Raw genomic sequence first — 22,387 nt, 5'->3', positions numbered from 1 at the left:
TCCGTCAAATCAACCCTGACTCGTGTCACCGCTCGCGCGGCTTGCCGAACCCGCTGAAGAACGCGCGCGCATTCGCCTCCAGGCTCTCGAGGTGATAGCCGCCCTCCTGCACGATGACCGTCGGCAATCCCATGCCGCCCAGCGCTTCGCCCAGCCGTCCGAAGCCGGGCGTCGTCACGGCGACCTGCGATTGCGGGTCGTCCTTGTAGATGTCGAAGCCCAGCGCGATCACGAGCGCATCGGCCCCATACCGCCTCACGATATCGAGAGCTTGCGCCAGACGCTCGAAGAACGCCGCTTCATCGGAGCCATGCGGCATCGGCAGATTGACGTTATAGCCCTCGCCCGCCGCGCTGCCCCGCTCGTCGTCGAAGCCCGCGACGACCGGGTAGAAATTGGTCGGGTCGCCGTGAATCGACACGTAGAGCACGTCAGCGCGCGCATAGAAGATCTCCTGAATGCCCTGGCCGTGGTGCATGTCGGTATCGAGGATCGCGACGCGCGGATAGCGGCTCCGCAGCGACTGCGCGGCAATGGCGGCGTTGTTCAGGTAGCAGAAACCGCCCGCCGCGTCGGCGCGCGCGTGATGCCCCGGCGGACGGCAGAGCGCATAGGCTTCGCGCGCGCCGTCGGCGACGGTCGCCGCCGCGGCCAGCGCGCTTTGCGCCGACCAATACGCGGAGCGCCACGTGTTCGCGCCCACGGGACAGCTGCCGTCCGCGAGATAGCGCGCCGCCTGGGCCAGCACGCCGCGCAGCGGGTTGGGATCGCGCACGTAGATGTTGGACATCACCTCGTCGCCCCAGTCGTCGGGCATCTTCTTCCATTCGCGATGCGCTTCTTCGAGAAAGCGCAGGTAGCGGGCTTCGTGGACCGCAGCGATGCCCGCGATGCCATGATCGGCCGGTTCGCGCACGTCGAAGCCGAGCGATTTCACCGCGGCGGCGAGCCGCGCTGCACGCTCGGGCACCTCTTGCGGCGTGCGCATCTGTCCGCGCGACAGGTAGGTACGCGGATGGTGAAGCAGTTGTTCAGGATGAAAGTAAGTGAGCATCGGTCGATTCCTGGTTCATCGATGACGGCAGCGCGAGCGCTGCCGTCCGTTCGCGATTCAATTCGCCGCGCCTGCGGTCTCGGCCATCTCCGCGTGCTTCTGGCGGCGCGCATCGAGCGCGGCGATCGAGACGAGCGACACGCCCGCGAGGCACGTATAGAACACCGCGAGCGGCCACCACTGCCCCGCAAAGCGATGGGCTAGCCAGGCGCCCGCGAGCGGCGTCAGCCCGCCGGCGAGCGCGCCGCACACCTGATACGCCAGCGAGATCGCCGAATAGCGGATGCGCGCGGGAAACACGCCGGAGACGAAGCCCGCGATCACGGAATAGAAGCTCGCCATGCACACCACGGCCAGCGCAATGCCGATCACCATCGCGGCGGGCTCGCCGCGCTGCACGAGCACGAACATCGGATACGGCGAAATCATCGCGGCGAGCGCCGCGCACTTCAAGAAGCGCGCGCCGCCCATCCGCTCGGCAAGCCAGGCTGCCATCGGCTGCACGAGGAACTGGATGATCGCGACGGCAAAGAGGCAGTCGAGGATCATGGACCTGGTGACGCCGACGTACTGCGTCGTGTACGCGATCATGAACGTGTTGGTGAAGTAAACGCCCGCGATCCCGATCGTGTTCGCGCCGATGCCGAGCAGCACGAGGCCGAAGGCGCTGCGCAACACTTCGGCGATCGGCAGCTTGGCGGTCCGCTGCGCCCGCTGCACTTGCGCGAACTCGGGCGATTCATTTACGCCGAGCCGGATCACGATGCCGACGATCAGGAGCACCGCGCTCGCCAGGAACGGCAGCCGCCAGCCCCACGAGAGAAACGCGGCATGGTCCATCGACGTCACCGCGCGGAACGCGACGAGCGACAGAATCAGCCCGGCCGGACTGCCCAATTGCGCAAACGACGCAAAGAACGTACGGCGCCCCTGCGGCGCGTGCTCGCCCGCCATCAGCACCGCGCCGCCCCACTCGCCGCCGACCGCGATCCCCTGCACCACGCGCAGCAGCACGAGCAGCACCGGCGCGAGAATGCCGGCCGACGCGTAGTCCGGCAGCAGGCCGATGCAGACGGTGGCCGCGCCCATCATCATCAGCGTCGTCATGAGCGCCTTCTTGCGGCCGATCCGATCGCCAAGGTGGCCGAACACGAGCCCGCCGAACGGCCGCGCGAAGAAGCCGACCGCGAAGGTCCCGAACGACGCCATGGTGCTCAAGAACGGGTCGTGAGACGGAAAATACAGCTCGCCGAAGACGAGCGCCGCGGCGGTCGCATAAATGTAGAAGTCGTACCACTCGATCATTGTGCCGATGAAAGCGGCGGTGGCGGCGCGAACCGGCTGGCGGGACGGTGAGGCAGGCTGACTCATGGGGATTCCTCTCTATGTGAGCGCTGCGTGTTTATCGCCGCCCAGAAGCTATTAGTCAAATTTCGAGTTATTATTCTTGACATAAATTCAACTAATACCCGAGCCAGAACCGCCCCAGGGAATCCTTCGCGCACGATGACCGACCAACCCCGCCTGCGCCCCGATGCCGCCCGCTTCCTGAACGACCGTCTCGACTGGAACCTGCTGCGCACCTACCTCGTCATCATGCAGGAGCGCAGCCTGAGCCGCGCCGCAGCGCGCCTCTACGTGACGCAGCCGGCAGTGAGCCAGGCGCTCAAGCGGCTCGAGGAAGCACTCGGGCACACGCTGATCCAGCGCCGCGGCCCGCACTTCGAACCGACGCAGGCGGGCATCGACGTCTACCGGATCGCAAGCGACATCTACGGCAACATCTCGCGGCTCGAAACCGAGCTCGACGAGAAGACCGAAGACATCACCGGCTCGCTGCGCCTGCTCTCCGTGAGCCGCATCGACTCGGCGGCCTACGACGAATTCCTCGCTGGCTTCCATCGCGCCTATCCGCGCATCGAGCTGCAAATCGAGGTGATGCGGGCCTCGGACATCATCTCGTCGCTGCTGCAAAAAACCGCGACGGCTGGCCTGAGCCTGTGCCGCAGCCCGGTCGACAAGCTCGAGCGGCATTGCTTCCTGCGCCAGCGCTACGCGATCTTCTGCGGCCGGCATCACCGCCTCTTCGGCCAGACGCAATTGACGATGGACGACCTGCTCGCCGAGAACTTCGTCTCGTTCACGAGCGACCAGATCGGCGACAGCCTCTCGCCGCTCACCGTGTTTCGCGATCAGCGCGGCTTCACGGGGCGGATCGTTGCGTCGTCGCCGAGTCTCGACGAAGTGCGGCGGCTGATCTTCGCGGGCTACGGCATCGGCTGCCTGCCCGAGCACATCGTGCGCGACGACCTCGCGCACGAGCGGCTGTGGCGCCTGCCCCCGGAGGAAGGGCTCGTCGATGTCGACGTTTATCTGCTCTGGCATCGCGAGCGCAGGATGAACGTGGCCGAGCAGACGTTTCTCGACAGCATGCTGCGGTGGATGCAGCAGCATTCGCTCAGCGAGCGGCTGGGAGACGGGCGCGGTACGGGAAGCGCTCGCGCATGAAAAACGCCGCTTCGCGAGCGGCGTTCGAACGTGGCTAGACGGGTTGTGTCAGAACCCGCGCGACATCACCGCCATACCGATCGTCACCACCCCGAGCACCAGATTGACGACCACGAGCCGCCGCACGGTGCCCACCGCGCGCGCCCCGTCGGGCCATTTCTGCGCCTGCACGGCGCGGCGGATGCGCGGAAACACGGCAAAGCGCAGGTGTCCGAAGACCAGCATCATCACGATGCCGATCGCCGCCATCGCGTGCAGCGGCCAGACCGCATGGGCGCCGCCGAACTGCTGCAGCAGGAAGCCGCCCGAGAGCAGGATCACGAGCACCGAGCCCGCGACCCAGTTGAAGAAGCGCGCGAACACGGCTTCGAGCAGCGGCAGGCGCAGCTGCGGCGACAAGTCGGAGAGCGCCGGACGCAGGCAGAATTGCGCGAACACCATGCCGCCCACCCAGACGGCCACGCCGATCAGGTGCAGGAACAGGGCGACATCGATGGCTTTGGACATGGCGGGGCTTCCTCGGGGTCTGGGTCTGGTTGGGTAATGATCAAGCGCGTTCGACCGTTCGCGCGCCGCGCAGTTCATTGTGAACCGCGCGGATGACAGCGCGACCGGGCCACGCTGGCCCGGCCAGCACACCGTCAAGCCAGCACCGGACGCAGCTCGCTCACCACCTTGAGCTTCGTATCCGGCGCGCGCCCCTTACGGGCACGCTTGCCGACATGCGGTGCGAGCGCGGCGCCCGAAAGCACCTCCTCGCCCGCCTTGCCGCCGCGCCCCGTGCCGAGCAGCACGACGCCCGCGCCGTTGATCGCGAGCGCCTGCACGAGCGTTTCGCGGTCGTCGAGCGCCATCAGCGTGACGCCGCGTCCGCCGCCCGAAAGCGTCTTCATCTCGTCGAGGCCGAACACGAGCAGGCGTCCGCCGCTCGAGAGGCACGCCACCTGGTGCGCGTTCGGCAGCATCGGCATCGGCGCGAGCGGCGCCGCGCCTTCGTCGATGGTCATGAACGACTTGCCCGCCTTCACGCGGCTCACCATGTCGCCGACCTTGGCGACGAAGCCGAAGCCGTTGCTCGACGCGAGCAGCAGCGCCTGGTCCGCCGGGGCCGCGTAGTAATGCATCAGGTGCGTGCCCGATTCGAGCTCGATCAGCGAGGTGACCGGCACGCCGTCGCCGCGCCCGCCCGGCAGCTGCGCGACCGCCACCGAATAGACGCGCCCCTTGCTGCCCCACGCGATCAGCGTATCGGGCGTGCGGCACTGGAACGCCGCGTAGAGGCCGTCGCCGGCCTTGAACGAGAAGCCCGCCGGATCGAGCCCATGGCCCTTCAGCGCACGCACCCAGCCCTTCTGCGAGACGACGACCGTCACCGGCTCGTCGACGACCTTCGCCTCGAACGTCGCGCGCTTTTCCTGCTGGATCAGCGTGCGGCGCTCGTCGCCGTACTGCTTCGCATCGGCTTCGATCTCCTTGATGATCTGCCGCTTCATCGCCGATTCGCTGCCGAGCAGCTCTTCGAGCCTGGCCTTCTCGTTGCGCAGTTCTTCCAGCTCCTTCTCGATCTTGATCTTCTCGAGCCGCGCCAACTGGCGCAGGCGGATTTCAAGGATGTCGTCGGCCTGCCGCTCGGAAAGGCCGAACGCGCTCATCAGCGCGGCCTTCGGCTCGTCCGACTCGCGGATGATGCGGATCACTTCATCGATATTGAGGAAGACGATCATCCGCCCTTCGAGGATGTGGATGCGATCGTCGACCTTGCCCAGGCGATGCTGAGTGCGGCGCGTGACCGTCGCGAAGCGGAAGCCGACCCACTCGTTGAGGATCTCGGCGATGCCCTTCTGGCGCGGCCGGCCGTCGGCGCCGATCATCACGAGGTTCAGCGACGCGTTCGCTTCGAGGCTCGTGTGCGCGAGCAGCGAGTTGACGAACTCGGTCTGGTCGATGGTGCGCGACTTCGGCTCGAACACGATGCGTACGGGTGCGTCCTTGCCCGACTCGTCGCGCACGGCGTCGACGAGCGCGAGCAGCGTCTGCTTCATCTGCAGCTGCTCGGGCGTAAGCGTCTTCTTGCCGAGCTTGACCTTCGGGTTGGTCAGCTCCTCGATCTCTTCGAGCACCTTCTGGCACGAGGTATTCGGCGGCAATTCGGTGATGACGAGCTGCCACTGGCCGCGCGCCATGTCTTCGATCTTCCAGCGCGCGCGCACCTTGAGGCTGCCGCGGCCGGTCTCGTAGGCGGCAGCGATTTCCGCTTCGCTGGAGATGATCTGGCCGCCGCCCGGGAAGTCCGGCCCCGGCACGTGCTGCATCAGCTCGGCGTGCGTGATATGCGGATGCTTGATCATCGCCACGGCCGCCGCCGCGACTTCGCGCAGGTTGTGCGAGGGAATCTCGGTGGCGAGGCCGACCGCGATCCCTGACGCGCCGTTCAGGAGCAGGAACGGCAGCCGCGCGGGCAGCAGCTTCGGCTCTTCGAACGAGCCGTCGTAGTTCGGCATGAAATCGACCGTGCCCTGGTCGATCTCGTCGAGCAGGAGCTTGGCGATCGGCGTCAGGCGCGCTTCGGTGTAGCGCATCGCCGCCGCGCCGTCGCCGTCGCGCGAGCCGAAGTTGCCCTGGCCGTCGATCAGCGGATAGCGCATCGAGAAGTCCTGCGCGAGGCGCACGAGCGCGTCGTAGGCGGACTGGTCGCCGTGCGGGTGGTATTTGCCGAGCACATCGCCGACCACGCGCGCCGACTTCACGGGCTTGGCGTCGGCGGCAAGGCCCATCTCGTTCATCGCGAAGAGGATGCGCCGCTGCACCGGCTTCTGGCCGTCGCAGACGTCGGGCAGCGCGCGGCCCTTGACCACGCTCACCGCGTAGTCGAGATAGGCGCGCTCGGCGTAGTTGCCGAGCGTCAGGAAATCGCTGTCCGGCACGGCCGGCTCGGCGAAGAGATCGTCTTGTTGATCCATCGAAATTGGTATCCGTGTTCAGGTGGGGGCTCGGGGCGAAAGCGCTGGCGCCTCGCTCAGATGTCCGCCTCCACCTCGTTGCCCTTCTCTTCGAGCCAGCTGCGGCGCGACGACGCTTCGCCCTTGCCCATCAGCATCGTCATCCGCGAGACCGTCGCGTCGTAGTCGAGCTCGCCGAGCGCGACCGGCATCAGGCGGCGCGTGTCGGGGTTCATCGTCGTGTCCCAGAGCTGCTCGGCGCTCATTTCGCCGAGGCCCTTGAAGCGGCTGATGGTCCATTGCGTCTCGCGCACGCCGTCCTTGCGCAGCTTGTCGAGGATCGCTTCGAGCTCGCCTTCATCGAGCGCATAGAGCTTCTGCGCGGGCTTCTTGCCGCGCGCCGGCGCATCGACGCGAAAGAGCGGCGGACGCGCGACGCACACGTGCCGGCGCTCGATCAGCTGCGGAAAGTGCTTGAAGAACAGCGTGAGCAGGAGCACCTGGATGTGCGAGCCGTCGACGTCCGCGTCCGAGAGGATGCAGATCTTGCCGTAGCGCAGATTGGAAAGATCGACGTTGTCGTCGGGATTGTGCGGATCGACGCCGATCGCAACAGAAATGTCGTGCACTTCGTTGTTCGCGAAGAGCCGGTCGCGCTCGGTCTCCCAGGTGTTGAGCACCTTGCCGCGCAGCGGCAGGATGGCCTGGTATTCCTTGTCGCGGCCCATCTTCGCGGAGCCGCCCGCCGAGTCGCCCTCGACGAGGAAGAGCTCATTGCGCGCGATGTCGGTCGATTCGCAGTCGGTGAGCTTGCCCGGCAGCACGGCCACGCCCGAGCTCTTGCGCTTCTCGACCTTCTGGCCCGCGCGCGTGCGCGCCTGCGCCTGCTTGATGACGAGATCGGCGAGCTTCTTGCCGTGCTCGACGTGCTGGTTGAGCCACAGCTCGAGCGCCGGACGCGCGAACGACGAGACGAGCTTCACCGCGTCGCGGCTATTGAGGCGTTCTTTGATCTGCCCTTGGAACTGCGGATCGAGCACCTTCGCCGACAGCACGAACGACACGCGCGCGAACACGTCTTCGGCGAGCAGCTTGACGCCCTTGGGCTGCAGGTTGTGCAGTTCGACAAAGCTCTTCACCGCTTGAAAGAGACCGTCGCGCAAGCCCGATTCGTGGGTGCCGCCCGCGGGCGTGGGAATCAGGTTCACGTACGACTCGCGCGTGAGCGGCCCTTCCTCGCTCCAGGCCACGACCCACGCAGCGCCCTCGCCTTCGGCGAAGGTGTCTTCGTTCGAGCGCGAGTTGTCGGCGTAGCGCTCGCCTTCGAAGAGCGGAATCAGCAGTTCGCTGCCATTCATCCCTTCAAGCAGATAGCCGCGCAGGCCGTCTTCGTATTTCCAGCTCTGGCGCTCGCCCGTCTTCTCGTTGACGAGCACGACCTCGACGCCCGGCAGCAGCACCGCCTTCGAGCGCAACAGACGCTGCAGCTCGCCGAGCGGCAGGTTCGGCGAGTCGAAATATTTGGGATTGGCCCAGGCGGTCACGCGCGTGCCGGACTTCTTGTCGGCGCGGGCTGCGGCGCGCACTTCGAGCGGCTTGACGACGTCGCCGTCGGCAAAGCCGATCTCGGCGACCTTGCCATCGCGCCAGACCGTGACGTCGAGCCGCGTGGAAAGCGCATTCGTCACCGACACGCCGACGCCGTGCAGCCCGCCCGAGAACGTATAGGCGCCGCCCGCGGCCTTGTCGAACTTGCCGCCCGCGTGCAGGCGCGTGAAGACGATCTCGACGACCGGCACGCCTTCGTCCGGATGCAGGCCGAACGGGATGCCGCGGCCGTCGTCTTCGACCGACACCGAATGGTCGGCGTGCAGCGTCACCGTGATCTGCTTGCCGTGGCCGCCGAGGGCCTCGTCGGAGGCGTTGTCGATGACTTCCTGGATGATGTGCAGCGGATTCTCGGTGCGCGTGTACATGCCGGGCCGCTGCTTGACCGGCTCGAGGCCCTTGAGCACCTTGATCGACGCTTCGCTGTAGGCAGCACTTGGCTTTTTCGTGGACATGACTTCTCTTGGGTTCTGCTGACACGCGGTTGTCCACAGGCTATGTGGACATCTGCGTGGACAATCCGTTGAAAGTTCAAAAAAGGCGAATCGGAACAAGGCTGTGGGTGGCGTGCGCCGGAAATGAGCGCGGATGCGTCGTTGCTCGCTCCACCGCCGGCGTCGATTTGACGCCCCGCCGCCCGCGCGAGGTCCGCTTCGCCCGAGTCGCGGCGTATTTTACTGGTTTCGGGATAGGGGGCAATTTGGCCGGTTGGGTCAGGGCATCGGCTGGGGCCGGGCCTTCGTCCAGCTCGCTGGCTTGCATACCAGCCATACACATCGACGGCATGACCAGGCGAGGCCGCCGCACGGTGCAAGCGCCGTTCGGTAACGGGCCGTCAGCCGTCGGCACCTTTCCCACCACCGGTAGCACGAGGCTATCGGAGACGAGTGACGGCCTGGATTACATGCTTTGACGTGCGGCGGCGGGCGCTGGCGGGCGCCATTTTATGGCGTTCCCTGGATTGGCTTCCTGGGATCAAAAGATACACCCGCAAGACAATCCGGATTACGTTCCCTAAAACCAAAATTCAATCCGCCCCAGTTCAAAAAAGCTGAATGGGCAGTAACCTCGTCAAGCGAACGGCCGCGAGGGAAATCTGTAATCCTGAGGTCGCCGTAGTGCGCACGCACGGCATCGAGGCCGATGCAAGCGCCAGCGAGATTAAGCACGAGAAAGCCGGGATCCCCCTCCTTGTTGCTGATACGCAAATCCACGTTTCCAATCACTACGCCGTCGGACAGCTTGATGGGACCACCATCGAGGGGCTGAAAAGAAGACGGTTGAATTGCGTAGTTGCTGGGATCACTATCGACGAACCTAATCTTGAGCACGTTTTCAACCTTAGCCCTCGTAAAAGGAATCTGCTGTATCAGCGCATCAATGGTCTGCCAAAGCGTCATTTCCAGCTGCATCATTTGTGAATCCTCTTTCTGTTGTCCACTAGCCTCACTGCATCCGGCAAACCCGATTAGCAAGCCAAGCATCACAAACGTCCTGCGTAGGCTATTTCTTCGATGGGAAAGTCTTGTCATACCAGCCCCCATAGTAGTCATTGTAGGTTTGCCCCGTGCTCGATGTGATTTCGTTCCCGAATGCAGACCCGATTGCATCCCGGCACCCTACGGCATTGCCATCCTTCAGAAACTGGTCGTAAGCCGCGTTATAGCTCGCAGAATTCTTGCCGGCGACGCCGATATCCGGCCCGCCGTTGGCGAGAATTTCGCGCTGCGCCCTGATATTGGTCATCGTTGCTGCGCCCTCGTCGGCCATAGTGCTCCTGAGGTACGCCGCTTTCGATGAGAAATCTTCTTGATACGGATAGGCTGCATGCCCGACTTCGTGCGACAGGGTCTGCGCATACAGTGCAGGACGACCTTTTAAATTGCCATCAAGTGTAATGATCTTTTCAAAGCTACGATTCACATGAGATCCGCCCCCAGTTCGCCATACCGGATTTTCCAGCGCGCTTCATCCAGCTTTTCCAAATCCGCCTGCAGACTCGGAGACTTGGCAACAAGCGCATTGACCTCGTCGCCAGCTTCCTTCGCCATAAACTCACTGACACGAACTGGCGCAACGCGCGGAGTGTTGCCGTAAAGCACCTTCGCAGGCGAAACAGGAGCGGGCTTGTATGCTTCGCCAACTGGCTGCGGCTGCTTCCGCCGGTCGCCCAGAATCGCCCTCACGCACTCGCGCAGATCCCTTCGCTCGGGTAGGAAAACTAAACCGCCGTCTTTCACTTCCTCATGCAGCGCATGGGCCACCTGGCGAGTGTTCATCTGATACAGCCAGCCGGCGTAACGGCTGCTGCGCCCGAGTGCCGCCCGCAGGTCATGGTCCTGTTCCGACAGCAATGATTCAGACGTCCGACACCGCACAAAAGCGGCGCGGGCTACTTCCATCGCTGTTTTTAGCGTATCGAGTTCCTCGCGGGTTATGTCCGTGTCGGGTCTGCCATCTGCGGAGCGGTAGTAGCTCGCCAGATAGACCTGCCGCGGCTCGCGTATGTTCAGATAGATCGAGCTATGAATGCTTTCCCAGAAAAAACGTTCGTACCGTGTATTCATCTATTGCCAAAATGCCAAACCAGTTCTTGACTACTTGGCTCGAATTCGGACCTCGGCAAAGCACGCCGTTCAGCGTTGCGCTGCTCCGCCCCTGCTCATCGCATCGAGCGAGCGCCCGAGCGCATCGAGCTCCGCGCCGAACCCGCTCCAGTCGCCGGCCTTCAGGCGCTCGAGCGCGCGGTTGTAGTGAGCGAGCGCTTCGCGAGCGCGCGCATCGGGCGCCGCGGAAGGCCCCGGCGCGGCAGCGGGCGCCACCGCTGGCGGCGTCGCTTTGAACAACGCCGCCAGCGCCTCGCCCAAGGTCTCCTCCATCACGACGCGATCGCCATAGGCGGCGATCACGCGCTTGAGTTCCGGCAACTGCCCCGACGCCGCCCGCAAATACAGCGGCGACACATACAGGATCGAGTTCTCGATCGGCACGACGAGCAGATGCCCGCGAATCACGCGCGAGCCCATCTGGTTCCACAGCGAGATCTGCTGCGAGATCTCGGTGTTCTGCTGGATGCGCGCCTCGATCTGGAACGGCCCGAACACGAGCTTCTCCTTCGGGAAGCTGTAGACGACGAGCTTGCCGTACTCGGGCGGATCGCAGCGCGCGGCGAGCCACGCGATCATGTTCTCGCGCTGGCTCGGCACCATCGGCAGCATCAGCACGAACTCGGCGCGCGACTCGCCCGGCAGGCGCATCAGCGTGTAGTACGGCGACATCGTGCTCCCGGACGCGTTGCCGTCGTCGATGCCGGCCAGCTCGCGCGGGAACTGCCAGAGGTCCTCGCGGTTGTAGAAGACCTCGGGCGCGTCCATGTGGTACGCCCGATAGAGCTGCGCCTGGATCAGGAACAGGTCCTCGGGGTAGCGGATGTGCTGCTGCAGGTCCGGCGGCATCGCTTCGAGCGGCTTGAAGAGGCCGGGGAAGATCCGCTGGTAGGTGCGCAGGATCGGATCGGCGGGGTCGCTGACGTAGAAATCGATCGTGCCGCCGTACGCATCGATCACCACCTTGACCGAGTTGCGGATGGTGTTGGAGCCGTCGGCCAAGCCGGGCTTCGCGTAGGGGAACCAGCGGCTCGTCGTGTAGGCGTCCTGCATCCAGTAGAGGCGTCCGCCGCTCGCGACGATGTAGGGATCGCGGTCGAGCGTCAGGAACGGCGCGATCGTATGCACTCGGTCCCGGATGTTGCGATGGAGCAGAATGCGGCTCTGGTTCGTGATGTAGCCGGTCAGGAGGATGTTCGTTTCGCCGAGCTGCCAGGCGAACAGCGCGCGCCGCCAGAAGCCGCCGATCGCGATGCCGTCGCGGCCGTCGTAGCGCGTGTAGACGTTGTCCTTGCCCTTCGGGTAGTCGAACTCGGGCGTGCTGCCCTTCACGATCACGTAGCCCTGCTCGCCCTGGCCGAAGTAGAGGCGCGGCTCGCTGATCTGCGGCCCGCTTTGGGCCACCGGCGGAATGTCTTGCAGGAACAGCTGCGGCAGCCCTTCCGTCGATTTCTCGGTCACCGGCGACATCACCACGCCGTTGCCGTGCGTGAACAGCAAGTGCAGGTTGACCCAGGTCTGCGCGTTGGGCGGCAAGAGCGACGAGTCCAGCTCGCGCGCCGACAGCATCACCTGCCGGTAGCCCGAGCCGAGCCGGTAGCGGTCGATGTCCACCGAGAAGAACTTGTAGTAGGTGCGGATCTCCTGCAGCTGCGCGTAGGTGTCGAGGAGCGGCTGGACGTCCCAGAGGCGGATGTTGTCGATGGTCGGGCGGTTGGCGTCGAGCGAGGCGAGGCTCAAGCCCTCCTCGGCCGGGAACGGCTTGACCTCGATCCGGTCGAGTCCGTAGGCCTGCCGCGTCAGCGCGATGTTGTGCGCGAGATAAGGCGTCTCCAGTTGCAGCTCGCTCGGCTTCACGTAGAAGCGCTCGAACAGCGCCGGGTAGACGATCGCGAGCACGAACGAGCCGCCGAACACGAGCAGCGCCGAGGCAGCGGGAACGCGCCAGCTGCGCCGGCGCATGTTCGCCCACGACGCCGCGGCCGCGGCGAGCGCGAGGCCGATGAGCAGCCACAGGACCGGCAGCTCGACGTGAATGTCGGTATAGCTCGCGCCGGTGACGACGCCGTTGTCGCGATAGAGCAGCAGAAAGCGGTCGAGCCAGTAGGACCACGCCTTGAGCGCGAAGAACGCGCCGAGAAGCGCGAGGCCGTGCGCGGCGGCGGCCGGCGAGAGCCGTTGCGGCGGCGGCCCGGGCGCGAGGTCGCCGCGCGCCGCGTAGACCGCGCCCGCGACCACTGCGCAGCCGAACAGCAGCTGCATCAGCCAGTTCTTGAGCGCGACGAAGACCGGCAGCGAGAACAGATAGAAGCCGATGTCCTTGCCGAAGATCGGATCGCGCGCGCCGTAGGGCGCCTGATGCAGGAAACGCAGCGCGATGTCCCAGTTCGAAACTTTGCTCGCGGCGAAGAACAGTCCGATCAGGACGGCCACGCCGGCGATGGTCAATCGCCAAGGAATGCGCGGCGCGATCTGGCTCGCGACTTCGGCGAGGTCGGGCGGGCCTCGATAGCGGCGCGCGTCGTCGTCGGGCGGCTCCACGACCACGCTCAAGACGTCGATGGACGTCGCGAAGCGATGCGCGGCGAGACCGGATAGCGCGACCGCCCCGGCTGACAGCGCGAACACGGCGGTGAAGATGGCCAGCCGCGCCCAGAAGACTGTCCAGAACACGCCGTCATAGCCGATCGAATCGAACCAGAGCCAGTCGACGAGGGTGCCGGTGATGCGTCCGAGCACGATCAGCCCGACGATGACCGCCGCCACGCGGATGGCGTTGCGTCTTCTGCGTGCGCCCGACTTCGCCTGCGTTCGCATCTTCCGTGCTCCTTTGGCATGCCAGGATTTCGCGCCGCACGTCTCCGGCCGCTACGCTAGCCATACACATCGACGACATGACCGGGCGAAGCTGCTGCAAGGGTCAAACGCCACTCGGTAACAGGACGCCAGCCGTTGAGCCGTTTGGCCCCCTCTTCAATGAAAGCTTCGAACCCTGCCACTTCCACTGTGAGTTGCAGCACGGAGCCATCCACATCAACCAGCAGACACTCGTCACCGCCTAGCAGCCCAGGCACCAAGATCGCCGCCACGCGACGAATATCCCCCCAAACATGATGTGCCGTTTCAGAGGGCTGATCAGTATGAGCTTGCCAAGTGACAGTGAAGCCATCACGCGTCGATTCGACGGCCTCGATGCGCGGCACCCTGCGCTTACGATCGATATAGCGCAGCAAGGCTTGATTGAGACGATTGAACATGGCTGAGCAATCCTAACGCATTGGACGGCAAAATGCCGCGCATGGCACACACATATTCATCGTATGCTCAACGCCCAAATTTCTTTGGACGCCCACCATGAATACCCAAGACTCGACCGCATCCAATGACCATCAGATGCTTGAAGAGGCGCTCGCCGCACTACAGGCAACCGCCTCTCAGTTCGGCGCCTCCGCAATCAACGACGCAAAGGTGAGAGTTACGTACTCGTGGGACATCGCCGCCATGTCGAATGAGTTTCGCCTTGCGGCCAGCCTGGGGCAGATTTCAGCGCGCGAAGCAGCCGAACAAGCGAGCGCGATGCGCAACCAGATCATGGAGATGTCAAGGCTGCGCAGTAGCCCAGCCGTGCGCGCCTATGCCACGCGGCTGAAAAAAGTGGGGCGCAGTTTCTCACAACTGCAAGAGACCTATGCTCAGCGAAAATTCGGCACTACTTTCTCAGAGCTTTCTGAAGGAAAGCAAGCCAGCGTATATGCTGAAATTATTCGCGCCGCAGGCCGACCCGACCCGGGGGTAATGCAGTTAGCCGGGAAAATTGGCCGTGTCGGCCGACGCGTGTTATTGGTTTCGTTAGCAATAGCTGTGTATGAGGTTGCTGAGTCAGACGACAAGCCCCGCGAAATCGCCAGACAAGGTACGCTGGCAAGCGCTGGCGTGATCGGGGGCTGGGCTGCCGGCACCGCCGCGGTGGCAGCAGGGATGTGCGCGGCTACCGCCCCCATATGCGTGAGCGTCGCCGCATTTGCCGGCGGCTTGCTCGCAGCCTTCGGCGCCGATGCTGGCTTCGGTGCGTTATACCCGCGTCCAAGCCGATGACATTCATGAACGAACCCTTAGAAATCGCAAGCCGCGCGCCGGTATGGGAAGCACTCTCCGAGCTGTTCGTCGGCAAAGAGTTACAGGACTACGACTACGCGGCGATTGCCAAGGCGCTGCGTGAATCGGGCTACTCGCTCGACGAACTCGAGCAAGTGCTGCATCAAGAAGTCGCACCCGTGTTTCGAAGCAATCTTTCGCCGCTGGCGGTGCCCGAGATGGAGGGATGGGCTCAGGAAACGGTCGCTACTGAAGTGCTCGCGCATCTGGAGCGCAAGCCGCGCGGCCTGTCGCGCATCGTAAAGCGCTGGATTCCCGCAAAAACGCTGCCACCGCTCGCCAATGAGCGTTGGATCAAGGTCCGATCGCTTCTTCTCTAATATCTCGGCAACGGCAACGCCACACCACTACCGCCTCACCGCGCCGCCGTCTGCTGCCGCTGACACCGATCCGCCGCCGTCGCCGGCCGCATACCGTCGAGATCGAACTCCACCTCCTGCAACCCGCCAGGACTCAGCGACACCCAATGCAGCCGCGAAGCCGACCGCACGAGCCCCAGACTCCCCATGTACCACCACGTGACCGGCGACGGCTGCGTCCCGGCGAGCACGATCGACGACGCGCTCATCCGCAGCTCCAGCAGCCGCCCATCCTGCGCCGGCGTGAACGCCTTGTCGCCGATCACGGCGATACCGGCTTCGCGCACCGTCGACGGCATGCAGGCGAGCGCCGCCACCGGCGCGCCGTCTTCGTCGATGAGCTGCGCGAAGCCGTGCCCGGCCGCGTCGCTCGCGGTGACCACGAAGCGGTCGATGGCCGGCACGTAAGCCGCCGAATACGTGTAGTACTGCAAGTGCGGCGCGATCACGACCGGATCGCTCAGCGTGCCCGCAACCGGATCGAAGGCTGCCGCCTTGAGCCGCGCGTACGTCTGCCCGTTCACGTACTGCTGCCAGACGAGCAGCGCGCGCGTGGGCGACGCGGCAATCATCGGCCACCACTCGCGCACCCGCGGCGCCACGGGCACGAAGTTCATCTGCGCGCCGTTCGCGTCGTACGTCTTCACATAGACGCCGCGCCCCGTGCCGAGATTGTCGACGCCGCCGCCATCGACCCAGTCGTCGGAATAGAAGACGACGAAGCGCGAGCCGACCGCCGCCGCGTGCCCCGAATGGCCGCCCGTCTTGACGTCCACCGGATACGGACGCACCGGGCCGAGCGCGCGTGAATAGATGCCGTAGCGCTGGCTCACTTCGTCCGGCGTGTTCCAGCCGTCTTCGAAGGTCACCATGATGTTGCCGGTGCTCGCCTGCGCGATCGACACCGGCTCCTGCGCCTCCGGCCGGCGGATGAACACGCGCGGCTTCGAGAGCCTGGCCTGCGCGGGCGACCAGTGCGCGACGTAGACATCGTGCGTCCAGTTGCCGTCGCGCCCCGCTCCGCGCGGCGGCAGGCCGGAGCTGCTGAAGAACACATAGCTGCCGCCGCTCCCGTCGGCCGCCATGCCGATGCCGTGCATATAGGCGCGCAAGTCGCCCCGCGGCACGCGCTCGCGCGCGGCGGTCCCCGTGGCCTTGGACGTGACGGCGGCCCCTACCGGAACCGCCGCCGCGCAAGCCGCCGCAACAACCGAAGCGGCGAGCAACCCACGCATCTCCCGCCTCACTCGACCGTCACCGATTTCGCCAGGTTGCGCGGCTTGTCGACATCGGTGCCGCGCGCGCAGGCCGTGTGATACGCGAGCAGTTGGAGCGGCACGACGTGCAGGATCGGCGAGAGCTTCCCGTAATGCTCCGGCATGCGGATCACATGGACATGGTCGCTGCTCGTGATCTGCGAATCGGCATCGGCAAAGACGTAGAGCTCACCGCCGCGCGCGCGCACCTCCTGCATGTTCGACTTGAGCTTTTCGAGCAGCGTGTCGTTCGGCGCGATCGTGACGACGGGCATGTCCCCCGTCACGAGCGCAAGCGGCCCGTGCTTGAGCTCGCCGGCCGGATACCCTTCGGCATGCACGTACGAGATCTCCTTCAGCTTCAGCGCCCCTTCGAGCGCGATCGGATAGTGCAGGCCGCGGCCGAGGAAGAGTGCGTTGTCCTTGCGCGCGAACGCCTCGGCCCAGGCGATGATCTGCGGCTCGAGCGCGAGTACGCTGTTGAGCGCCGCCGGCAGATGGTGCAGTTGATCGAGATACTCGGCCTCCTGCGTATGCGACAAGCGCCCGCGCACCTTGCCGAGCGTCAGGGCGAGCACGAACAACGCGACGAGCTGGCTCGTGAAGGCCTTGGTCGAGGCGACGCCGATCTCCGGACCCGCGCTCGTCAGGAATTGCAGCATGGTCTGCCGCATGATCGAGCTGTGCGCGACGTTGCAGACCGCGAGCGAATACTTGTGCCCGAGGTGATGCGCGTGCGCGAGCGCCGCGAGCGTATCGGCGGTCTCGCCCGATTGCGAGATGCCGAGGAAGAGCGCCTTGCGGTTGAGCACGCCGTCGCGGTAGCGGTACTCGCTCGCGACCTCGACCTGCGTCGGCAGGCCCGCGATCGATTCGAGCCAGTACTTGGCCGTCATCCCCGCGTAGTGGCTCGTGCCGCACGCGAGGATATGGATCGAATCGATCGAGTAGAACACGCGCTCGGCGTCAGGACCGAACAGGTCCGGCGCGATCTTGCGGATGTGTTCGGTCGCGTCGGCGATCACGCTCGGCTGCTCGAAGATCTCCTTTTGCATGTAGTGACGATAGGGGCCGAGCTCGGTCGTCCGGCTGCTCGCCTCGAGCGCGCGGATCTCGCGCTCGACGCTGTGGCCATGGCGATCGAAGATGTGCGCGTCGCCGGCCGAGAGCACTGCGAGGTCGCCCTCCTCGAGATAGATGAAATGCCCGGCCGTGCCGGCAAGCGCCATCGTGTCGGAGGCGAGATAGTTGCCGGCGTCGCCGAAGCCGACCACGAGCGGCGAGCCCGCGCGCGCGCCGATCACACGGTCCGGCTCGTCCTTCGCGAAAACCGCGATCGCGTAGGCGCCGCGCAGCCGGCGCAGCGCGCACCGCACCGCCTCCGCGAGATCGCCCGACGCGCTTTGCGCGCGTGAGTAGTGGATCAGGTGCGCGATGACCTCGGTGTCGGTCTCCGATTCGAACGCGTAGCCAAGCGTCTTCAGCTCGTCGCGCAGCGTTTCGTGGTTCTCGATGATGCCGTTGTGCACGAGCGCGATCTCGCCGCACGAGAAGATCGGATGCGCATTGCCCGTGACAGGCGCGCCGTGCGTCGCCCAACGCGTGTGGGCGATGCCGATGGTGCCCGCGAGGCCCTCCTGGCCGATCTGCTCGGCGAGGTTCGCGACGCGCTGGACGCTGCGCACGCGGCGCGGCTCGCCGCGCTGCAGCACGGCCACACCGCACGAGTCGTAACCGCGATATTCGAGGCGCCGCAGGCCCTCGGTCAGTACCGACACGACGTCGCCTTGCGCGACGGCTCCTACGATTCCGCACATGATGCCTTCCTCCCCCGTAACGGAATGATCACGCTGCCTGCCCCAGGTGTTGCGCGACTGAACGGCCCCCCCCGCGCGCTGTGCTCGCCGCTCCCTGCCGCGACGCCGGCATGCTTCGCGCCGCTCGGCGCGGCCGACATCGACATGACGTGCGAGATGAACCCCTCGTCGTCGTGATAGGCGACCATGCGGCGCCCCGCGTCCGCCGCCAGTTGCGGATCGAAGACGGCGGCGGACGGCGCCACGTCGGGCACGCGCTCCTGGCGCACCGGGTTGAGACGGCGCTCGAGCCGGCGGAACAGGGTCCACAGCGTCAGCGTCCAGGCGATCGCGGCAATGCCGAAGAGGCTCGGCATGAACGCGTCGAGCGAGAGCTCCTCCGGGCTCGCGTGCGCGAGGCACCAGTTCACGTACCAGGCCGAGACGAGCCACACCCCAAGCACGAGCGCGGGCCGCACCACGCGATACCAGGCAACATAGCGCACCGCCTGCGCCCGGCTGTATGCGGTCTCGAACTGAAGCACCGATTGCGTCGATGCGTCGATGATCGGGAAATCCATGTCCACCTTCTCCTATGACGAAAGTTGCCGATGCCCACCCGCATCGAGGGGACTGCCGTGCTGCGTTTGATCGGTGCCGATGGCGTCGTCCGCGATGGCGTCGTCCGCGCTCATGTGCGCCGCGCCGGGCGCGCCCGCGGGGGCAAGCGGGCCGGCGCCGCCCGCGCGGATGCCGCGGTCCGGGCTGACCCAGCGCGCCCGCTTGCCGCGCCGCTGGCGGATCACGCTCGGCAGCGCGACCACGGCCGCGATCATGCTGATGGCCCAGAAGGCGACCGGGTACCAGACGGTGTCGACGAAGTAGCGCAGGAGCCGCGTGTCGTAGCGGCGATCCAGCACGCAGCCGGTCAGGATCTGCAGGCAGCAGGTCGCGAACAGGAACACGCCGGCTCCGCGCGGCACGATCGCGAAGCGCCACGCCTCGGGCAGCGTGAAGAGCGCCGTGGCCGCCATCAGCGCGAGCGTGCCGAGCATGCAGTAGGCCCAGACGATGCTGACCGCGTACTCGATGAAAATCGGCCACATCAGGAGCTGGCGGCGCCGCACGAGGGCGCTCGCATACTTGAAGAGCACCTGAATGCCGCCCTTGGCCCAGCGCAGGCGCTGCCTGTAGAGGCCGCGGAAGGTCTCCGGCATGAGAATCCAGCTCAACGCGCGCGGCTCGAAATGGATCCGCCAATCGTTGACCTGCAGCTTCCAGCTGATGTCGATGTCCTCGGTCAGCATGTCGGAGCTCCAGTAGCCGACTTCGCGCAGCGCCTTCCTGCGGAACATCGACACCACGCCCGACACGGTCAGGATGCGTCCGTACATCTGCTGCGTGCGCTTGATGAGCCCGACAATCGACGAGAACTCGCCCACCTGCATGCGTCCGAGCAGCGAGGTGCGTGTGCGGATGCGCGGGTTGCCTGTCACCGCGCCCACCTGCGGGTCGGCGAGGAAGTGCGGCAGCATCCAGTTGAGCGCTTGCGCATCGAGCAGCGAGTCGCCGTCGATGCACATCAGGAACTCGGCGTCGGTGAGCATCGCGGCCGTGGTGAGCCCGATCGCCTTGCCCTCGTTCCGGTTCTGATGGATCACGACGAGCTTCGGATAGACGTCGACCAGCCCGTTGAGGATCTCGCCGGTCGCGTCGCGGCTGCCGTCGTTGACCGCGATGATCGAGTAGTTCGGGTAGTCGAGCGCGTCGAGGCAGGCGATGACCTCGCGCACGTTGTCGGCCTCGTTGTAGCAGGGCACCACGACGGCCACCTTCGGATGCTCCTTGAGCCCCTCGCCCGCCCTCTTCCCGGCTTCGGCGCGCTCGATCAACAGGTAGTGCAGCAGGCCGCCGAACATCCAGAGGTACGCCATCAGAAGCGGGTAATAGAAGACGAAGTTCGATATCACGCTCAGTGTGCTTTTCATGTTTGCCTCGTCGTTGTTGTCGTTTGCCGGGCGCTCAGGTCGACATGCCTTGCTTGGGCCGTACCGTGCTCTGGATCGACATCACGTCGCGCAGCGCCACGGTGTCGGGGCGGTTGTCGAGAAAGTCGTCGGTGGCGTAGCCGAGGTGGACGACGCCGGCCGCGTTCAGCCGCTTCATGCGTTCGCGCAGCGTCGCTGTCGCGACCTGTTGGGTGGAACCGTCGGCGCGCCGCTCGACGGTCCGCAGCTCGAAGACGGTCTTCCTGGTTGCGCCGGCATGGCTCAGCACGCGTTGTGAGAGCGCGTCGAGCCAGCCGTCGGTGGCGGCTTCGCCCGGTGCGCCCGGATGCGCTTCCAACGCGACGAAGTCGTAGTTCGCGATGAAGGTGTCGAGGTTCTGCGCGAACTGGCGGTCGGCACGCGCATCGAGTGCGGCGACAGCGGGCAGGCTCCTTGCCGTCAGCACGTTGCCGCCGCCCTGATAGGCGCGCACGCGCTCCGCAAGCTCCCGCGTGAAGGCGACGAGATGCGCCGTCCTGGCTTTCGACCAGCGCTCGCTCAGCGCCTCGGACGCGCGGATCTGCGCGAGATCGGCGGGAAAGCCCCACATCGCGTAGGCCGAAAGCGCCGCCTCGCTCGCATCCTCGAACTCGCCGAGCGTCGCGTCCGCGCCGAACACGAGGCCGTTGAAGCTCGCGTAGCGCGTGAGGTCGTCGTAGATGTCGCCGATCGCGTCGCGCGCGTCGGCGTCGAAGGGGGAGAGGCGCGGCAGATGCGCCGCCTGGAAACTCGCGGCGGCATCGCCCGCCGCGCCGTTCGCATCGCGCCAGGCCTGAACCACGTGCGTCGCCGCCGGATGCCCTTCCGGCAACGCGAACGCGAGCACCGGCAGCCGCGCGTACACCTGGACGCCGGCGCGCGTGATCAATTGCCAGGCGACGCGGTTGAAAAGATCGGCGCGCATCGGCAGATGGCGGTTCGGGAAATAAAGCGCCTGCGCGAAGCCTGTGCCGCTCGGGTCCGAATATGCCTGCAGGTAGACCGACTTCGGCTCGAGGTCCTTGATGCGGTCGAGCAGCCGTCCGAGCTTGTCTTCGCGCTTGGCGGGCTCGGGGTCGTAGACGTCGTCGAGCGCGACGTTCACGACGCGCTCGACCGGGCCGTGCTCGCCGCGATAGGCGCGCGCGGTGCGAAACTGGCCGATCATCGTGCCGACGTCCCAATCGTACGAGACCAAGAGGCGGCGGATCTTGGTGAGCGGCACGTCGGGCGTGTTGGGGCCGTCGTCGAGCGTGAAGTGGACCTGCATGCCGAGCGCCTGCGAGGCCCGGATCAGCGCGGCGTTGTACATCCCGTACGGCCAGACCGCCGAGCGCACCGTCACGCCCGTGTGCTGCTTGATCAGATCGACGCTGTGGCCGAGATCGCCATGAATGCGCGCGCGATACTCCTCGTCGGTCTCGTAGCGCTCGAGGCCGGGATCGTAGAGATGCGCGCTCGCCGCCGGCAGTTCGTTGCCCTGCGGATTCGCGAGCGCGCCGTGGTGCATGTCGTGCGTGTGCGAGGCAATCTCGACGAGACCGGAGTCCGCCATCTCGCGCAGGTTGTCCCAGCTCATGAAGTAGCCCGGCGGCATCACCGACTTCTTGCTGATGCGGACCGGCTGGCCGGCCGGCGTCCCGGTCCAGCGCGTGACCACGCCGATGAGCGCCGGATAGTTGTACGCCTTGAGCAGCGGGAACGCCTTCGTGTACTGGCTCGTGTAGGCGTCGTCGAAGCTGAGCAGCACCGCGCGCGGCGGCAGCGGCGCGCCCCCTTCGCGCGACGCGACGATCTGGTCGACGCTGACCGGATGAAAATCCTTCGCCTTCAGCCACGCGAAGATCGTGTTCAGCGTGGCCGTGCTGATCGCGCAGGTGTCGGCCACCGAGCCGATATCGGCAGTGAGGTCGTCGCGGATGTCGTGGATCGCGAGCACGCGGAACGTGAGGCCGTCGTCCGCATCGGGCGGCGGCAGGAGGTCGAGCGCGATGCCCGCATGGGCCATGCGCGTGACGGGCGCCGCGGACATCGCGGCGGCGAAGGCGAGAAAGCGGCGGCGAGTGAGCTTGTCCATGG

The 22,387-nt window shown here is 65.8% G+C and carries 18 protein-coding genes; 3 read left to right on the top strand and 15 right to left on the bottom strand.

All coding sequences use genetic code 11. The features are described 5' to 3' along the window. Window positions 1–25 precede the first annotated feature (25 nt). Window positions 26–1,054 (bottom strand): histone deacetylase family protein, encoded by a 1,029-nt coding sequence (locus FAZ69_RS25900; RefSeq protein WP_136897937.1) that lies wholly within the window; start codon window positions 1,052–1,054, stop codon window positions 26–28. A 57-nt stretch (window positions 1,055–1,111) separates the two neighbouring features. Further along, entirely contained in the window at window positions 1,112–2,425 is a 1,314-nt protein-coding gene (locus tag FAZ69_RS25895) for an MFS transporter (RefSeq protein WP_136897936.1), read from the bottom strand. 153 nt (window positions 2,426–2,578) lie between these two features. Here FAZ69_RS25895 and FAZ69_RS25890 point away from each other — a divergent pair, with 153 nt between their 5' ends. Further along, the gene (locus tag FAZ69_RS25890) at window positions 2,579–3,562 is read left to right on the top strand and encodes a LysR family transcriptional regulator (RefSeq protein ID WP_136898019.1); all 984 of its coding nucleotides are present in this window, start codon (window positions 2,579–2,581) and stop codon (window positions 3,560–3,562) included. A 48-nt stretch (window positions 3,563–3,610) separates the two neighbouring features. On the opposite strand, the gene FAZ69_RS25885 is transcribed toward FAZ69_RS25890, so the two are convergent. The 8 genes from FAZ69_RS25885 to FAZ69_RS25850 form a co-directional block, all read right to left on the bottom strand. Further along, window positions 3,611–4,069 (bottom strand): CopD family protein, encoded by a 459-nt coding sequence (locus FAZ69_RS25885; RefSeq protein WP_136897935.1) that lies wholly within the window; start codon window positions 4,067–4,069, stop codon window positions 3,611–3,613. A 134-nt stretch (window positions 4,070–4,203) separates the two neighbouring features. Next, entirely contained in the window at window positions 4,204–6,522 is a 2,319-nt protein-coding gene (parC, locus tag FAZ69_RS25880; protein ID WP_136897934.1) for a DNA topoisomerase IV subunit A, read from the bottom strand. A 56-nt stretch (window positions 6,523–6,578) separates the two neighbouring features. After that, the gene (locus FAZ69_RS25875; protein WP_136897933.1) at window positions 6,579–8,564 is read right to left on the bottom strand and encodes a DNA topoisomerase IV subunit B; all 1,986 of its coding nucleotides are present in this window, start codon (window positions 8,562–8,564) and stop codon (window positions 6,579–6,581) included. 489 nt (window positions 8,565–9,053) lie between these two features. Continuing rightward, the gene (locus FAZ69_RS25870; RefSeq protein WP_136897932.1) at window positions 9,054–9,524 is read right to left on the bottom strand and encodes a hypothetical protein; all 471 of its coding nucleotides are present in this window, start codon (window positions 9,522–9,524) and stop codon (window positions 9,054–9,056) included. Window positions 9,525–9,612: 88 nt separating this feature from the next. After that, on the bottom strand, window positions 9,613–10,032 hold the full coding sequence (locus tag FAZ69_RS25865) for a hypothetical protein (RefSeq protein ID WP_136897931.1): 420 nt from the start codon (window positions 10,030–10,032) through the stop codon (window positions 9,613–9,615). Next, window positions 10,029–10,676 carry a hypothetical protein gene (locus tag FAZ69_RS34485; protein WP_136897930.1) on the bottom strand — a complete coding sequence of 216 codons (648 nt, stop codon included), beginning with the start codon at window positions 10,674–10,676 and terminating at the stop codon, window positions 10,029–10,031. Before FAZ69_RS34485 ends, FAZ69_RS25865 begins: the two co-directional genes overlap by 4 nt. 69 nt (window positions 10,677–10,745) lie before the next feature. After that, window positions 10,746–13,532 (bottom strand): UPF0182 family membrane protein, encoded by a 2,787-nt coding sequence (locus FAZ69_RS25855; protein ID WP_136897929.1) that lies wholly within the window; start codon window positions 13,530–13,532, stop codon window positions 10,746–10,748. A gap of 56 nt (window positions 13,533–13,588) precedes the next feature. After that, on the bottom strand, window positions 13,589–13,972 hold the full coding sequence (locus FAZ69_RS25850; protein ID WP_136897928.1) for a hypothetical protein: 384 nt from the start codon (window positions 13,970–13,972) through the stop codon (window positions 13,589–13,591). 97 nt (window positions 13,973–14,069) lie between these two features. Here FAZ69_RS25850 and FAZ69_RS25845 point away from each other — a divergent pair, with 97 nt between their 5' ends. After that, window positions 14,070–14,810, top strand: a complete 741-nt coding sequence (locus FAZ69_RS25845) for a hypothetical protein (protein ID WP_136897927.1) — start codon at window positions 14,070–14,072, stop codon at window positions 14,808–14,810. After that, a complete protein-coding gene (locus FAZ69_RS25840) occupies window positions 14,807–15,190 on the top strand; it encodes a DUF7079 family protein (protein ID WP_136897926.1) in 384 nt (127 codons plus the stop codon). The genes FAZ69_RS25845 and FAZ69_RS25840 overlap by 4 nt, the downstream gene beginning before the upstream one ends. 35 nt (window positions 15,191–15,225) lie before the next feature. On the opposite strand, the gene FAZ69_RS25835 is transcribed toward FAZ69_RS25840, so the two are convergent. The 5 genes from FAZ69_RS25835 to pgaB are packed head-to-tail and all read right to left on the bottom strand — an operon-like array spanning window position 15,226 to window position 22,385. Then, window positions 15,226–16,464 (bottom strand): hypothetical protein, encoded by a 1,239-nt coding sequence (locus tag FAZ69_RS25835; protein WP_240702464.1) that lies wholly within the window; start codon window positions 16,462–16,464, stop codon window positions 15,226–15,228. A gap of 8 nt (window positions 16,465–16,472) precedes the next feature. Then, on the bottom strand, window positions 16,473–18,302 hold the full coding sequence (gene glmS / locus FAZ69_RS25830; protein ID WP_136897925.1) for a glutamine--fructose-6-phosphate transaminase (isomerizing): 1,830 nt from the start codon (window positions 18,300–18,302) through the stop codon (window positions 16,473–16,475). Further along, on the bottom strand, window positions 18,287–18,862 hold the full coding sequence (locus FAZ69_RS25825) for a hypothetical protein (RefSeq protein WP_206171237.1): 576 nt from the start codon (window positions 18,860–18,862) through the stop codon (window positions 18,287–18,289). The genes glmS and FAZ69_RS25825 overlap by 16 nt, the downstream gene beginning before the upstream one ends. Window positions 18,863–18,874: 12 nt before the next feature. Further along, window positions 18,875–20,269, bottom strand: coding sequence for a poly-beta-1,6-N-acetyl-D-glucosamine synthase (gene pgaC / locus FAZ69_RS25820; protein WP_136897924.1), 1,395 nt, complete (start codon window positions 20,267–20,269; stop codon window positions 18,875–18,877). Between the two features lie 34 nt (window positions 20,270–20,303). Continuing rightward, window positions 20,304–22,385 carry a poly-beta-1,6-N-acetyl-D-glucosamine N-deacetylase PgaB gene (gene pgaB / locus FAZ69_RS25815; RefSeq protein ID WP_136897923.1) on the bottom strand — a complete coding sequence of 694 codons (2,082 nt, stop codon included), beginning with the start codon at window positions 22,383–22,385 and terminating at the stop codon, window positions 20,304–20,306. Window positions 22,386–22,387: the final 2 nt, after the last annotated feature.

Origin of the sequence: Trinickia terrae (genome assembly GCF_005144415.1) — a bacterium.
Classification (GTDB): domain Bacteria; phylum Pseudomonadota; class Gammaproteobacteria; order Burkholderiales; family Burkholderiaceae; genus Trinickia_A; species Trinickia_A terrae.
Note: the sequence above shows the minus strand (reverse complement) of the source record. Positions and strands in the feature narration are given on the sequence as shown.

Excerpts from the sequence above, each read along its gene's own strand:
- FAZ69_RS25840 (WP_136897926.1), top strand. The coding sequence starts at position 14,807 with ATGACATTCATGAACGAACCCTTAGAAATCGCAAGCCGCGCGCCGGTA.
- FAZ69_RS25895 (WP_136897936.1), bottom strand. The coding sequence starts at position 2,425 with ATGAGTCAGCCTGCCTCACCGTCCCGCCAGCCGGTTCGCGCCGCCACC.
- FAZ69_RS25835 (WP_240702464.1), bottom strand. The coding sequence starts at position 16,464 with ATGCGTGGGTTGCTCGCCGCTTCGGTTGTTGCGGCGGCTTGCGCGGCG.
- FAZ69_RS25875 (WP_136897933.1), bottom strand. The coding sequence starts at position 8,564 with ATGTCCACGAAAAAGCCAAGTGCTGCCTACAGCGAAGCGTCGATCAAG.
- parC (WP_136897934.1), bottom strand. The coding sequence starts at position 6,522 with ATGGATCAACAAGACGATCTCTTCGCCGAGCCGGCCGTGCCGGACAGC.
- FAZ69_RS25885 (WP_136897935.1), bottom strand. The coding sequence starts at position 4,069 with ATGTCCAAAGCCATCGATGTCGCCCTGTTCCTGCACCTGATCGGCGTG.
- pgaC (WP_136897924.1), bottom strand. The coding sequence starts at position 20,269 with ATGAAAAGCACACTGAGCGTGATATCGAACTTCGTCTTCTATTACCCG.
- FAZ69_RS25825 (WP_206171237.1), bottom strand. The coding sequence starts at position 18,862 with ATGGATTTCCCGATCATCGACGCATCGACGCAATCGGTGCTTCAGTTC.
- pgaB (WP_136897923.1), bottom strand. The coding sequence starts at position 22,385 with ATGGACAAGCTCACTCGCCGCCGCTTTCTCGCCTTCGCCGCCGCGATG.
- glmS (WP_136897925.1), bottom strand. The coding sequence starts at position 18,302 with ATGTGCGGAATCGTAGGAGCCGTCGCGCAAGGCGACGTCGTGTCGGTA.
- FAZ69_RS25855 (WP_136897929.1), bottom strand. The coding sequence starts at position 13,532 with ATGCGAACGCAGGCGAAGTCGGGCGCACGCAGAAGACGCAACGCCATC.
- FAZ69_RS34485 (WP_136897930.1), bottom strand. The coding sequence starts at position 10,676 with ATGAATACACGGTACGAACGTTTTTTCTGGGAAAGCATTCATAGCTCG.
- FAZ69_RS25845 (WP_136897927.1), top strand. The coding sequence starts at position 14,070 with ATGAATACCCAAGACTCGACCGCATCCAATGACCATCAGATGCTTGAA.
- FAZ69_RS25850 (WP_136897928.1), bottom strand. The coding sequence starts at position 13,972 with ATGTTCAATCGTCTCAATCAAGCCTTGCTGCGCTATATCGATCGTAAG.
- FAZ69_RS25900 (WP_136897937.1), bottom strand. The coding sequence starts at position 1,054 with ATGCTCACTTACTTTCATCCTGAACAACTGCTTCACCATCCGCGTACC.
- FAZ69_RS25870 (WP_136897932.1), bottom strand. The coding sequence starts at position 9,524 with ATGATGCAGCTGGAAATGACGCTTTGGCAGACCATTGATGCGCTGATA.